The sequence below is a fragment of the Parafrankia sp. EUN1f genome (assembly GCF_000177675.1).
In the GTDB taxonomy this organism is placed as follows: Bacteria; Actinomycetota; Actinomycetes; order Frankiales; family Frankiaceae; genus Parafrankia.
Genome location: NZ_ADGX01000097.1, coordinates 1 through 13,489 on the forward strand (window position 1 = coordinate 1; position 13,489 = coordinate 13,489).

Genomic DNA, 13,489 nt, shown 5'->3' on the forward strand with positions numbered 1-13,489 from the left:
GCGCTGGACACCGACGGTCATCGATCCCTTCTTCACGTCGCCGGTCTCGTCGAAGACGAACACCGCCTCGGGGTCGCCGAACCGTTCGACGACGTAGTCACGCAGGTCAGCGCGCAGACCGTCGTCGTCCCACACCGCCTCGGCCAGGAAATGCTGCATCCCACCCGGTGAGGCCTCCCCGGCGTACTCGGCCAACGTCCAGCAGTTCACCCGAGGCAGCCCGGCCATCAGACCGCGCAGGAACCGGCGCATCCGCCGACGGGACTCCGGCCGACGGAACCGGCGGTCGAGCCGGCCCGCGAGCCCCTCGAACGCTTCAAGCCACCCGTCGGGGTCTACGCTGGGGCACACGGCCGCCGGCTGATCTTCACGTGTCGTCACAAACCGCGAGGATCACCGGTGGTCTCTTACGTTCCCGGACCCGCGTCCCTCCTCAGCCCCGCCACCCAACCATGACCCACCAGATCTAAACGATCACAGAAGTCGGGCTGGAGTACTAGAGGCGAACTGGTCCACCTGGCCCGCCTCGCGCGCTTCCAGGCAGTCCACCGGAGCGGTCTCCCGAACCTGTCGGGCCAGTCCGGCTTCCGCGGCATCACCCGCTCGGGGGACGCGTCTCACCGCGCCGCAACGGAGGTCGGGCGGTGAGCACTCCCCCGACGGGCTCCGCCGACGGCCTCCCGGATTCCGGTACCGCCGCGAACGCGCGGTCCGACGCGGCCGAGGCGGCCGAGGCGATCGAGGCGAGCCAGGAGATCGAAGTCGTCCCCGATGCCGCGACCCGCGTCTTCGGTGACCGGCTGGAGCTGGCTGTCCAGTACGCGGAGCTGCTGGCGACGGCGGGCGTGGAGCGAGGCCTGATCGGCCCGCGTGAGACGGGCCGGTTGTGGTCCCGGCATCTGCTGAACTCCGCGGTGCTCGCCGAGGCTGTTCCCACCGCCGCCGACCTCCCGGGCGCATCCGGACGGGTGCCTGAGGTTGTGGACGTCGGCAGCGGCGCCGGGCTGCCCGGTGTTCCCCTCGCCCTGGCCCGACCGGACCTGCGGGTCACCCTGCTCGAACCAATGGAACGAAGGTGTCGCTTCCTGAGCGAAGTTGTGGCACAACTTGGCCTGGAAGAACAGATTGAAGTGGTGCGCGGTCGGGCACCCGACCTCGCACAGCGTCCGCCACACCGCGATTTCGACGTATCCGTGGCCCGCGCGGTGGCTCCACTCGGCCGCCTTGGCGCGGTACTGCTGCCGATGACCCGTTCAGGCGGTGTCATGCTTGCACTACGCGGCTCGCGAATCCTTGAGGAATTGCAGGCGGCGCGTAGTGATCTCGATTCCCAGGGTTGGCGCGAGGTGGACGTCGTGACGTGCGGAGCTGACCTGGTGGAGGAACCCACCCGCGTGCTCCGCGCGACGCGTACCGTCGCGGCGGCCCGTGGGGACGGCGGGAGGGGACGGCGCGGCACGGATGACCGGCAGGCCAGACGGGCGACACAGCCACGGCGAGTACGGGAGGGAACTCCTGATCGACCGGCACGTGGGCGGTCACGTTCCACGTGAAACAGCGATTCCTTACCAGACGGCGACGGCACCTGAAGCAGCGTCGACGGATCGAGGAGGCCTGACATATGGGACGTCACCGGGCGGTGGGTCCGGATTCCCGGGGCTGGACCCTCTCGATTCATCGACCCCGATCGGAGCGGCGGCAGCAGCGGCGGTGGAAGCACTGACGATGGAACGACGACGACCTTTCCCGCGACCCAACCGGCGGCGCATCATCACCGTCGCTAACCAGAAAGGTGGCGTCGGCAAGACGACGACCACCGTCAATCTCGCGGCCGCACTGGCCATGCACGGCATCCGGGTGCTCGTGGTGGACCTGGACCCCCAGGGCAACGCCTCGACCGCGCTGGGAGTGGACCACCGCTCCGGGACACCCTCGATCTACGAGGTCCTGGTCGGCGACCGTCCGCTTGACGAGATCGTCGTGCAGTCCGGAGAGGCCGAAGGGCTCTTCTGCGCGCCGGCCACCATCGACCTCGCGGGTGCGGAGATCGAGCTGGTCTCCCTGGTCGCGCGGGAGACCCGGCTGCGGCGGGCCATCGAGGGCATGCGCAACGAGGTCGACTATGTCCTCATCGACTGCCCGCCATCACTCGGCCTGCTCACGGTCAACGCGCTGGTCGCCGCCCGTGAGCTCCTGATCCCGATCCAGTGCGAGTACTACGCGCTGGAGGGCCTCGGTCAGCTACTGCGTAACGTCGAGCTGGTCCAGGCACATCTCAACCAGGAGCTCCGGCTGTCGACCATCCTGCTGACCATGTACGACTCGCGCACCCGCCTCGCGGACCAGGTTGTGCACGAGGTCAAAGAGCATTTCGGGGATCGGGTCCTGAACACCACGATCCCGCGTAACGTGCGGCTGGCCGAGGCGCCGAGCTACGGGCAGTCCGCCCTCACCTACGACCCGGCGTCCCGTGGGTCGCTGTCCTACCTCGCGGCGGCGCGGGAGCTCGCCGAGCGCGGGGCCGACCGCGGGCCGCGCGGCGGTGGGCTGGCCGGTGGAGCTCCGCCGGTGGGTGATGCCCGGTCCGCGGCCGATCCCGCGTCTCGGGCCGATCCCGGGCCAGGGGTCGGCGCCGGCGCGCCCGCTGCGGCAGCCCCGAACGCCGCTGGGGCGACGAGTGGCCACTCCCCCGCCGGACATCCCGGTGCTGCTGGTTTCGTCGCGCACGGGCCGACTGAGCGGCATGCGGCGGGCGCACCCTACGGTCCCGCGGACCATCGCGGTGGCCCGGCTGACGGCTACGGCCCGGCTGACGGCTATGAGGCGGCTGACGGCTACGGCGCCCCGAACGGAGCCCGTCGATGACAGCGCGGCGAGGCGGCCTCGGCCGTGGGCTCGGAGCGCTCATTCCCGCGGCCGCCGAAAGCACGGACGCCTACCAGTCGATGTCCGCGGACCGCGGCTACGCCCCCGCTCCGGTCGCGGGGGCGGTCTTCCGTGAGATCCCGCTGGACTCGGTCACACCCAACCCGCGCCAGCCTCGCAACCACTTCGACGAGGACGCGCTGGCGGAGCTGGCCGAGAGCCTCAAGGAAGTCGGCCTGCTGCAGCCGATCGTGGTGCGTGAGCTGCTTCCAGGCCGGTACGAGCTCGTCATGGGCGAGCGCCGTTGGCGCGCGTCGAGGCTGGCCGGGCTCGACCAGGTCCCCGCCATCGTGCGGGAGACCGCGGACGACGCCATGCTGCGCGACGCGCTCCTGGAGAACCTGCATCGCCAGCAGCTCAATCCGCTGGAGGAAGCGGCTGCCTACGAGCAGCTGCTGCGGGACTTCGGCGCGACCCACGAGGAGCTCGCCGGGCGGCTGGGGCGTTCTCGTTCGCATGTCACGAACACCATCCGCCTGCTGGGCCTGCCGCCGGCGGTCCAGCGGCGGGTCGCTGCCGGAGTGCTGTCGGCCGGGCACGCCCGCGCCCTGCTCTCCCTGGACGACGCCGATGCCCAGGACCGGCTGGCGACCCGGATCGTCGCGGAGGGCCTGTCCGTCCGGGCGGTCGAGGAGATCGTGGCTCTGGGCGAGGAAGGTCCGCGCAAGCGTGCTCCGCGCAAGCCGCGCTCCCCTGTCCCGGCACTGACCCAGATCGCCGACCGGCTCGCCGACCGGCTGGAGACCCGGGTCAAGGTGGACATGGGCCGCAACAAGGGCCGGATCACCGTTGAGTTCGCCACGCTGGAAGACCTTGAACGCATCGTCGAGGCCATGTCCCCCGACTCGACGATCTCCTGACTGGACGGGGGCCCTCGGAGTCATCACCTCGGCTCGGATCCCGGCTGGACCGGATTCGGCCACGAGACTCCGAGCGGCCCGCCCGCGCCGGCTCCGAGAAGCCCGCCCACGCCCGACGCCGGCCCTGACGGGCGGCGGAAGTCGGCTCAGATCGCCCCGGGAACCGGGTTCACCTGGCCGCGTAGCACGCCTTCGGGACTCATGGACCCCAGGAGACGCTCCAGGGCCACCTCGACGTCCTCACGCCAGCTCACCGCGTTCTTGACCTCCAGGCGCAGGCGGGGCCAGCGATGATGCGGCCGGACGGTCTTGAACCCGACGGCGAGCAGGTAGTCGGCTGGCACCACGCAGCGGGTGTCGGAACCCTTCAGGTCTCCGAAGGCCTCGATCGCCCGGTAGCCGCGTCGGGTGATTTCCTTCGCGACCGCCTGGACGAGCACCCGGCCCAGACCCTGGCCGGTGAACTCCTCGACGATCTGGGACGTCATCAGCAGCACCGCGTCCGGGCTGACCGGACTGGTCGGAAACGCCACCGAGCGGGGTACGTGCGCCGGCGGCGCGAACATCACAAAGCCCGCCGGGACGTCGTCGACATAAGCGATTTTTCCGCAGCTGCCCCATTCGAGGAGGGCGGCGGAGACCCAGGCTTCTTTCTCGATGTCCGTGGCGCCGGCTTCCTCCGCGCGGCTGCGAGCGACTGGATCGAGTTCCCAGAAGACGCATCGCCGACATGGAAGCGGTATGTCGTCGATGTTGTCGAGCGTGATGTTCGCGATCCGTCGACTCATCGAGCTACGCCTCCCAGCGGTTCGGACAGCCTTGTCCGGCCGGAACTATCGCTTACTTCCGACAGCCTAGGACGCCTGCCGGGATGGATGGCGACGGGCACGCCGTGAGGTGTTCCACGTGAAACTTTGCCGGGTGGGCGTTGCGGACCGCGCCACGGCGTGCGTTGCAGGGGAGCGGTGTCCGATACCCGGTAGCGGCACGTTTCGGTGGCGGCGCCGAGTGCTGGAAGCCGGCGCTGAGCAGCGGAGCGGCGGCGGGGCCGCCGAGGGTGTCAGGCAGCGGAGTGGTTTCGGGTAGCGGAGTGGTTTCGGGCAGCAGAGCGGTGTCGGGCAGCAGAGCGGTGTCGGGCAGCAGAGCGGTGTCGGGCAGCAGAGCGGTGTCGGGTGGGATGGAGCGGCACGATCGGCAGCGCGGCGAAGCGGTCGAACGGCGAAGTCGGCGGGGCAGCCGAGTAGGCCGAGCAGGGGGGAGTCGCCGCGGAGCGGGTGGGTTCTGGGTGGTGGCCCGCCTCGGGTCGTAGCCGGGGCTGTCGCTGCTGCCGGGCAAGATCTGAGGATCGTGGTCGACAGGACAACGACAATCCTCAGATCTTCAGGCCGCCGCTCACCCGGCTGCGGCGCGTTCCGGCCCGTCGGTCAGGTTCGGGCCGCGATGCGCGGCACCCGGAGCTGACCCGTCGGTGGGTCCTGCTCCGGCGGGAGGAACAGTCGCTGCGTCGCTGCGAGCAGCGCCTCCGCCACCGCGGCCCGGAACTCGGTGGACGCCAGAGCGGCCACGTCATGGGCGTTGGTGAGATAGCCGAGATCGATCTGCACCGCGGGCATGCGGGTACGGCGCAGCAGCTCCCAGGTCTTGGGATGGGCCCGGCAGTCGACCATGTCGGTCCGCGAGATGATCTCTCGCTGGACCAGCAGGGCGAAGCGCTCACCGACGGCGGACGACCCGCGTGCGTGCCCGTAGTAGTACGTCGAGACGCCCTGCGCCTGGGCTGAGCTGCTCGCGTCGACGTGCAGCGAGACGAGGAGGTCGGCGCCGATCTCGTTCGCGCGTGCGGCGCGCTCCGCCTCGGACGGGGATTCGTGTGGACCGTGGACCAGATGCGCCTCGAGCCCGGAGGCGAGCAGGCGCGCCTCCAGCCGGGACGCCAGGTCCGCCATCAGATCGCGTTCGCACAGCGGACCACTCGTGACACCGGGGTCGTCGCCGCCATGGCCGGGGTCGATCGCGACGACCATGCCGAGCAGGGACGGCCCACGGGCCAGCAGACGCACCGACTCACGCAGGACGTCCGGGCGGCCGCCGGTGACGGTGCGCTCCAGCCGCTTGAGCTCACGAAGCGTCCGCGGGCCGCACAGGCCGTCCGGGTCGAGCCCGCGGTTGCGCTGGAAGTCGCGGACGGCGACGTCGGTGCGGGCGCCGAAGATTCCGTCGGCACGGCCGACGTCGAACCCCATGTTCGACAGGCGCTCCTGCAACGCGGTGACGTCGTCGCCGACGAAGGGGTGCGTCACGCTGAAGTAGAGGAGCCGGTCACCCAGGCGGCGCCGAGCCTCCTCGATGGCCCGGAACGTGTCGGGGCCGATGATGCCGTCGACGGAGAGTCCCCGGCTCTGCTGAAAGGCCCGGACCGCGTTGTCGAGCTCGCGGTCGAACAGGTCAGCCGTCACCGCCGGCTCGGTCGCGGCAGCCGGCTCGGTCGCTGCGGCCGACCGCTCCGCCTCGGTGGCCCCGGTCTGCCCGCCAGGCTCCGCAGGCTCGGCGGCCCCGGCGGTGGTAGCGGTGGCCGGCCCGGTCGCGGTGATTGGCGCGTTGTCCGCCACGGCGGCCTGGCGCGGTGCGACCGGCAGGAAACCGAGGTGGATGAAAGCTGCCCGTGCCTCGGCTACGGAGGGATCACGGTCACCAAGGCGCAGCAGCTTCACGAATGAGCACCTTTCGAATGTGCGTTCATCGAACCGTCAACCAGCGTCGAACCGGTTCGGCCGCCGAATCCCGCCATCAGATTAGGGCATCGCCGCTGGTCCGCGAGGGCTGCGATCCCCAACGTCCGGTTTTCCCGCTCCGCGACGGCTTTCGGCTGCCCGCGACGGATTCGCCGGCCCACGTGACGCCGTCCGCGCGGTGTGACGGCCGCCTGTTACCAGCCGTGAGCGAGGGTAACGGGCCGGGCCCAGGTACCGGGCTGCATCCATCAATCGATCATGTCCACGGCCCGTACAGCCCCGTGGAGGGCACTTGCCGGTCCGGCCCACCTCTGGTGGCGGGCTGCGTCCACCAGGAGTGCCGAGGATGTCACCTGTGGTCGCGGAACCTGCCGCAACAGCAACGGCCCGCTCCACAGGGAACGGGCCGTTGCTGTTGGTGCGGCCGGTGCGTGCCGGTGTTGCCGCTGACGCTGGATCAACGGCTCCGCGGAGCCGTCATGCCCGCGGCGAAACGGCGCGGCGAGGCTCCGCTCAGACGTAGGCAGCCAGATCGCGCAGCAGCGCCGCCTTCGGCTTCGCCCCGACGATGGTCCGGTCGACCTCGCCGTTGACGAACACCGCCATGGTCGGAATTGACATGATCTGGTACTCGCGGGCGACCTGCGGGTTGTCGTCGATGTTGAGCTTGACGATCCGCAGCTTCTCGCCGTGCTCCTTGGCGATCTCCTCGAGCACCGGGGCGACCATCTTGCACGGGCCGCACCACTCGGCCCAGAAGTCAACCAGCACCGGCTTGTCGCTCTTCAGTACCTCGGTGGCGAACGTGTCGTCCGTCACCACACCGGTTGCACCTGCCATGGGGTTCTCCTCGGGTCGTTCCTGGTCTTCGCTGTCTTTGATGCCTGTGTGTGGCGGCCGCCGGTAGCTGGCGGCCTGCCTGCTGTTCTACGGGGGTGGCGCTCCTCCCCCGTCGGCCAGCCAATTGTCTGGCTAAACCGGGCGGATGGGGTACTCCTCCGCCCGGATGGCCCGCCCTTCCGAGCGGCCAGCCCGGGCCAGGTGGCCAGCGTGGTTCAGCTCGCCGGCGCGGTTCAGCTGGCCAGCGCGGGATCCGGCACCCGCGCGGCGACGGCGGTCGGGTCGGCGACGCCCTCGCTGCCGGCGATGTAGCGCTCGGCGTCCAGCGCCGCCGAGCAGCCGGTGCCGGCGGCCGTGATCGCCTGGCGGTAGGTGTGGTCGACCACGTCGCCACAGGCGAACACGCCGGAAATGTTGGTCGCCGTGGTCGGGTGGGCCACCTTGACGTAGCCCTCCTTGTCGAGCTCGAGCTGGTCGGCGACCAGCTCCGTCCGGGGCGTGTGGCCGATCGCCACGAACAGGCCCGTCACGGGAATCTCGTCGGTCGCGCCGGTGACCGTGTCGCGCAGCCGGACGCCCGTCACCTTGTCGTCGCCGAGAACCTCCGCGACCTCCGAGTTCCACCGGAACTTGATCTTCGGGTCGGCGAAGGCGCGCTCCTGCATGATCACGCTCGCGCGCAGCTTGTCGCGCCGATGCACGATCGTCACCGACTTCGCGAACCGGGTGAGGAACGTCGCCTCCTCCATCGCGGAGTCGCCGCCGCCGACGACCACGATGTCGTGGTCCCGGAAGAAGAAGCCGTCACAGGTCGCACAGGCGGACACACCGCGGCCGAGCAGCCGGTCCTCGTGCTCGATCCCGAGCTTCTTGTAGGCCGAGCCGGTGGCGACGATGACGGACCGGGTGAGGTAGGTCTCCTCACCGACCTTGACCACCTTCGGGTTGGCGGTCAGGTCGACCTCGGTGACATCGTCGGGGATGAGCTCGGCGCCGAAACGCTCCGCCTGGGCGCGCAGGTTGCCCATGAGCTCCGGCCCCTGGATGCCCTCGGGGAAGCCGGGGAAGTTCTCGACCTCGGTCGTGGTCATCAGCGCGCCACCGGAGGTGACTGCGCCCTCGAACACCACCGGCCGCAGGTTCGCTCTGGCGGTGTAGATCGCCGCGGTGTACCCGGCCGGGCCGGATCCGATGATGACGACGTCCAGGACCCGCTCCCCGGAACGTTCGGTCCCGGCGGTCGGGACCGCCTGGTCCTTGCCCTGGGCTGCCACACCCGCTCCCTTCATGATCGCCGGCGGCGCTGCCGCCGACGTCCCTCGCCTCGCCCTGTTCGGTTCGACTTCTCTTCGGTACTTCGGTACTTCGGTACTTCAGTTCTTCGGTACTTCAGATCTTTCAGGTACTGACGCCTGCCCGCATAACCGCGCGCGACTGTCGCTGATTCCAGCAGTGGATCGCAGTGGCCCGCCACCTCGATGTGACGTCGGCACGCCGGGCCGGTCGGGTGGCTGGGCGGCTCACCCGCCCGCCGGGTGCGCGGGCTGTGCGGCGGCGCTCGAACCGCTAACCACGTTTCGCGTTCACGCTGTACCAGACGGCACCCGGAACCGGGACGGATCCGCAGTGCGCGTCGATGACGACGAGGTGGGCGACGGTCGGCTGCCCGGCGACCGAGAGCACGAGCATGATCGCCTGCTGGTCGTCGAAACGCACCCGGTCGAGCGCGAGGACGGAGCCGCCGGTCTGCGCCGAGAGGGTTTCGTAGCACATTCGCAGCTGCGGAGTGTCGTACACCCGGGCCAGCGACTCAGGCGTCGTCGCCAACACCTGGTCGGCACCGGCGGCCTGATCGGCGGCGCCGGTGGTCGGAGGAGGGGAGACGGCAGTGGCGGCCCAGGTGGTGGCGCCGGACGCCGGCGCGGCGGCTTCCGGCGAGCCGGATCGGGTGCCCAGGGCGGACCAGGCGAGCCGTGTCATCGCGAGCTGGCCCGCGAGCAGCTGCTGGCCGTGGGCGATGACGCCGGCGGGGCGCAGGACCTCGTCGGTGTCGGCGACGAGCACCCAGCCATCGCCGGCAGCCGACGCTCCACCGGCGGCAGTCGTCTCGTTCGCCGCGGACGAGGCGGCTGTGGGCAGTGCCTCGCGCTGCGGTTGGGCGGCTGCGCCGAAGGTGCCCGCCTCCGCCGGGTTGGCGGCGGCGACGGCGGCGTCAGCCGTGGTCTCCGCGCTGGTCCCGGAGGTGAGCCCGCGCACGGCGAGAACGGCGGCGCCGAAGGCGACCAGCGCCACGCACGCGGCCGCGATGGAGATCCAGTCCCGAGCACCGCTACCGCGGTTCCCCGCTGGCCGGCCGCGGCGCCCACCGGCACCGTTCCGCCGGGATCCGGACCGGGAGCCTGAGGCCCCGTCCACGAAGCTCATCCGCCGGATACCCGCGGGTGTGATGTCGGCTGCCGGGACGTCAGCGGCGTCGCCGAGGCCGCCAGCGGGGTCGGTGCCGGCCGGACGGCCCGCGGCCCTGTCGGAGGATGCCACGGCACCGGAGCGCGCGGTGAGGGCCGCCTGGATCCGCTCGGCGACATCTTCCGGCATCGTCATTCTGGCCAGCTGGGCAAGCTCGGCCCGGACCCGGCGCAGTGCGGTCAGCGTCTCCTGGCAGACGGTGCAGGAGCGGAGGTGGCGGTCCACCCGGCTCGCGGTGATGCCGGAGGGCGCACCGGGGCCCTGTGGATCGGGATGGGTGTCGAGGTAGGCGTCGAGCGCCTCGATGTCGGGATGGGCGTCCCGCCGCCAGGCCCGTCCCTGGCCGGCCTGGCCCGGACCGCCGGCACCGGTTCCGCCAACACCGCCAGTTCCACCGGTACCGGCACCGCCTGCGCCGCCCATGAGGTCGGAACAGCCGGAATCATCGGCATCGCCGGGGCCCGTGAGGTGCCAGCCCGGATCAGAGTCCTGGGTGCCGTGCTCGTCCGTCATCACCGTCGATCACCTCCTCCGGCGAGTCAGTCGACCGGCCCTGCGGGGGGTCGGGTTCGTGTTGTCGCCCGCCCCTGAGCCTGCGGCCTGGCCTTTGGATCCGTCCGGCGCGTCACGCCGTCCCACATCTGAGACGGAAGGGGGCGCCGGCTGGTTCCCGCCGGGGGGCCGGGGTGCTCTTTCGGGGGCGAGATGTCCGAGATGCACAGCGAGTTGGGCACGGGCCCGCGCGCAGCGGCTTTTGACCGTTCCAACCGGTATATCCAGCAGCTGGGCGACCTCGGCGACCGGTCGGCCCTCGATGTCCACCAGCACGACCGGGGCGCGCAGTGTGATGGGAAGCATGCCGAGCGCGGTCTGGATGTCCATCCGGGTGTCGTGGTCGGTGATCGCATCGCGGACGTCCACCGGCTCGCGGGGAAGGCCGTCGGGAGACGACGGAAGAGGCACGGTCGGGCGCGCCGCCCGGCGGCGCAGGCGGTCGAGGGCCGCGTTGGTGACGATGCGGTGCAGCCACGTCCCGACGGCCGCCTCGCCGCGGAAGTCGGCGGCCCGGCGGTGCGCGGAGAGCATCGCCTCCTGGACGGCGTCCGCCGCCTCCTCCGCGTCGCTCAGCAGGTTGAACGCGACCGCCCACAGCCGGTCCGCGTGGGCGCGGAACAGCTCCCCGAACGCCTCCGGATCGCCGGCCACATGCCGACGGAGCGCGTCGGCGTCCGCCGCCACACCAGCATTCGCTGCCGCCGCGGGCCCGGGCACAGCGTTCTCGCGCGCGCCGGGGCGGCTGTCAGGCGGGGACTCCGCCCGCCCCGCCGCAGACGGGTTCACCGTCACTCCAGCACCGCCGCCGCGAGTCGATCAGCGCCTGAACTCGACCTCAGCGACCGAGCCCTTGGGCTTCCCGTCCGCGCCCGCGGGCAGGTTGGTCAGCCACAGCACCCAGTACTTGTGCTTCTGCTGGTCGGACGGCAGCGTGATCGGAACCTCGCCGGACTTGTCCTGCTGTGGGGCGCCGACGATGGGATAGGCACTGATGTCATTGTCCTCGTTGTCGCCAGCCCGCAGCTCGAAGGAGACCGGAGCCAGCGAGCCGATCCTGACCCTCACCTCGCTGGGCGCGACCGGCTCGTTGAAGGTGAACCGGAGACCGACACCGGTCTTGTTGATCCCACCGAACTGCGCGGGTGGGATCCGCGCGTTGTATGCGCTGGTGGTCCACTCGGTCGTCGGGTCGCCGTCCGTTGCCTTCGAGACCGAGTCGTTGTTCTCCTCGCCGTCACCTGGCGGAGGGTCGAAGGCGGTGACGCCCGCGATGTCAATCTTCGCGCCGGTCGCGATATTCGCCGTCGACGACGGGCTGGTGCCGGGGTCCGTCCCAGGAGTTTTGTTGTCCTTGTTATTCAGTGCGATCACGGCGACGACGGCGACGAGGACGACGACCACGGCGAGCGCCAGCCACGGCAGGACGCGCCGGGCGGTCGAGCCGCCGCGGACCCCGTCGGGCGGCGGGATCCGGCCGCTGTCGTCCGGGTGCCGGCGCGGCTCGGACGGACCGCGCTGCGACGGGTAGCCGTCGTAGCCACGCTCGCGCTCGTCGCCGCGGTCGTAACCGCCCCCGCCCCCGACGCCTGCGCCGTACCCGCGCTCCTCGTAGGCGGTCTGGTCGTGGCCACCGCGGCCCAGGTGGGCGGTCTGGTCGTAGCCCCGGCGGTCGTAGCCGCCGCCCGTGGCACCAGCAGGACTGCCCGCGCCGCCGTAACCGCCGCCGCCCGGGCCGGGGTAGCCGCCCCGGTTGCCGTAGTCACTCCGGCTGTCGTAACCGCCTCGGCTGTCGTAACCGCCGCGGTTGTCGTAGTCACCGCGGCTGTTGTAATCGCCGCGGTTGCCGTAGCCGCCGCGGTTGTCATAGTCGGCCCGGCCGCCGTAGCCATCTCGGCTGCCGTAGCTGTTCGGGCCGCTGTCGTAGCCGCCGTAGCCGGACGGGTCCTGGTAGTCGCCGGTGGCCGGGCCGTAGCCGTCCACCGGCATCGCCTCAGTGCTGGCCGGGCCCTCGTCGCCGAGGCTCATCAGACCGGTGTCGAGCACCTGGTCGACGGGGCTGACCGCCTCCAGCTCGGCGACCAGCTCGGCGGCGGTGGTGATGGGTGCGCCGGCCCGCTCGTCGCCGAGGGTCGCCAGCGCGATCGCGTCGAGGTCACGGGGGACCGCGGGGTTGACCTGCCTGGGCGTCCGCAGCCGCCCGTTGGCTGTCGGGGCCGCCGGCAGGGCGTGCTCGCCGAGCAGCGGCCACGCGCCGGTCAGGCCCGCGTAGAGCAGCGCGCCGAGGGCACGTACGTCCGCCAGGTCCCCGGCGGAGCCGGTGCCCGCCCCGTCGCCGCCGTTCGCCTCCGAGCCCGAGCTCGCGTCGCCGTCCGCACCCGCACCCGCGCCGGCGCCGACGGTCGGCTCGGCGCCGGTGGCCGAACCGTCCAGCCCGGCCAGGATGCCGCCGATCTCAAGATCGACAACCTTCACGGTGCCGTGGCCGGAGACGATGACATCGCCCGGGTTGAGCCCGCCGTGGTGGATCCCGCGCTCGTGCGCCGCGGCCAGGACCCGGGCGGCGGCGAGCACGATGGCCCCCGCCTGCTCGGGTCGCGGCGGGCCCTCGGCGGCGAGCTGGCGCAGCGTGCGCCCTTCCACCCATTCCGAGACGACGTAGGAGATGCGGGTCGACCCGGTGGTGGTCGTCGTCGCGTCATAGGTGGACGCGGCACCGGGATGAACCAGCCGGCCCGAGCTGATCGCGGCCTTCAGCAGCGCCTCGGCGACCTCCTCGAGGGCAGCCTGGTCGGCCTCGGACCCGGGATCGCCGGAGCTGTCCGGGTGCTCGACGATGCGCACCGCCACCGGCCGGGCGAGAACGTTGTCGTCGCCCCGCCAAAGTGTGACCGGGCCGCGGGTGTTCAGCGGCGCGAGCAGCCGGTAGCGCCGGTCGAGAACCGATTCGGCGAGGACGGCGGTGCTGGCGGGCAGGTGCGCCGGTGCATCGTTGGTCACGCTGTTATCGACGTCCGCGCCCTGCGGTCGGTTGCTTCCGTCGACCACAGTGCCTCCGTCGTCCGCATACCCGCCGGTGGGCCACCCCACCCGAACCGGGCAGAGGATCCGCCC

The 13,489-nt window shown here is 71.5% G+C and carries 10 protein-coding genes and 1 pseudogene; 3 read left to right on the forward strand and 8 right to left on the reverse strand.

Translation table 11 applies throughout. The annotated features are described in order from the left end of the window. On the reverse strand, nucleotides 1-351 hold a 351-nt coding region (locus FREUN1FDRAFT_RS25005), incomplete at its 3' end, for a transposase (RefSeq protein ID WP_035953398.1). A 293-nt stretch (nucleotides 352-644) separates the two neighbouring features. On the opposite strand from FREUN1FDRAFT_RS25005, the gene rsmG reads away from it, so the two are divergent. From rsmG to FREUN1FDRAFT_RS25020, 3 genes and pseudogenes are all read left to right on the forward strand, one after another. After that, complete coding sequence (gene rsmG / locus FREUN1FDRAFT_RS25010; protein WP_006543037.1) at nucleotides 645-1,553, forward strand: 16S rRNA (guanine(527)-N(7))-methyltransferase RsmG; 909 nt, start codon at nucleotides 645-647, stop codon at nucleotides 1,551-1,553. A gap of 106 nt (nucleotides 1,554-1,659) precedes the next feature. After that, nucleotides 1,660-2,526: pseudogene (locus tag FREUN1FDRAFT_RS25015) on the forward strand (ParA family protein); the annotation flags it as partial. Between the two features lie 335 nt (nucleotides 2,527-2,861). Further along, nucleotides 2,862-3,785 (forward strand): ParB/RepB/Spo0J family partition protein, encoded by a 924-nt coding sequence (locus FREUN1FDRAFT_RS25020; protein WP_006543039.1) that lies wholly within the window; start codon nucleotides 2,862-2,864, stop codon nucleotides 3,783-3,785. A 146-nt stretch (nucleotides 3,786-3,931) separates the two neighbouring features. Here FREUN1FDRAFT_RS25020 and FREUN1FDRAFT_RS25025 read toward each other — a convergent pair whose 3' ends face one another. From FREUN1FDRAFT_RS25025 to FREUN1FDRAFT_RS25055, 7 genes are all read right to left on the reverse strand, one after another. Beyond that, nucleotides 3,932-4,573, reverse strand: coding sequence for a GNAT family N-acetyltransferase (locus FREUN1FDRAFT_RS25025; RefSeq protein WP_006543040.1), 642 nt, complete (start codon nucleotides 4,571-4,573; stop codon nucleotides 3,932-3,934). A 636-nt stretch (nucleotides 4,574-5,209) separates the two neighbouring features. Next, nucleotides 5,210-6,496 carry an N-acetylmuramoyl-L-alanine amidase gene (locus tag FREUN1FDRAFT_RS25030; RefSeq protein WP_006543041.1) on the reverse strand — a complete coding sequence of 429 codons (1,287 nt, stop codon included), beginning with the start codon at nucleotides 6,494-6,496 and terminating at the stop codon, nucleotides 5,210-5,212. A 534-nt stretch (nucleotides 6,497-7,030) separates the two neighbouring features. Then, a complete protein-coding gene (trxA, locus tag FREUN1FDRAFT_RS25035) occupies nucleotides 7,031-7,357 on the reverse strand; it encodes a thioredoxin (protein WP_006543042.1) in 327 nt (108 codons plus the stop codon). Nucleotides 7,358-7,590: 233 nt separating this feature from the next. Continuing rightward, nucleotides 7,591-8,631: a thioredoxin-disulfide reductase gene (trxB, locus tag FREUN1FDRAFT_RS25040; RefSeq protein ID WP_006543043.1), complete on the reverse strand. Its 1,041-nt coding sequence runs from the start codon at nucleotides 8,629-8,631 to the stop codon at nucleotides 7,591-7,593. A 292-nt stretch (nucleotides 8,632-8,923) separates the two neighbouring features. Further along, on the reverse strand, nucleotides 8,924-10,336 hold the full coding sequence (locus tag FREUN1FDRAFT_RS25045; protein ID WP_050796022.1) for an anti-sigma factor: 1,413 nt from the start codon (nucleotides 10,334-10,336) through the stop codon (nucleotides 8,924-8,926). A 9-nt stretch (nucleotides 10,337-10,345) separates the two neighbouring features. Further along, on the reverse strand, nucleotides 10,346-11,164 hold the full coding sequence (gene sigM / locus FREUN1FDRAFT_RS25050; protein WP_006543045.1) for an RNA polymerase sigma factor SigM: 819 nt from the start codon (nucleotides 11,162-11,164) through the stop codon (nucleotides 10,346-10,348). Nucleotides 11,165-11,194: 30 nt separating this feature from the next. Continuing rightward, complete coding sequence (locus FREUN1FDRAFT_RS25055; protein ID WP_006543046.1) at nucleotides 11,195-13,423, reverse strand: protein kinase family protein; 2,229 nt, start codon at nucleotides 13,421-13,423, stop codon at nucleotides 11,195-11,197. Nucleotides 13,424-13,489 lie beyond the last annotated feature (66 nt).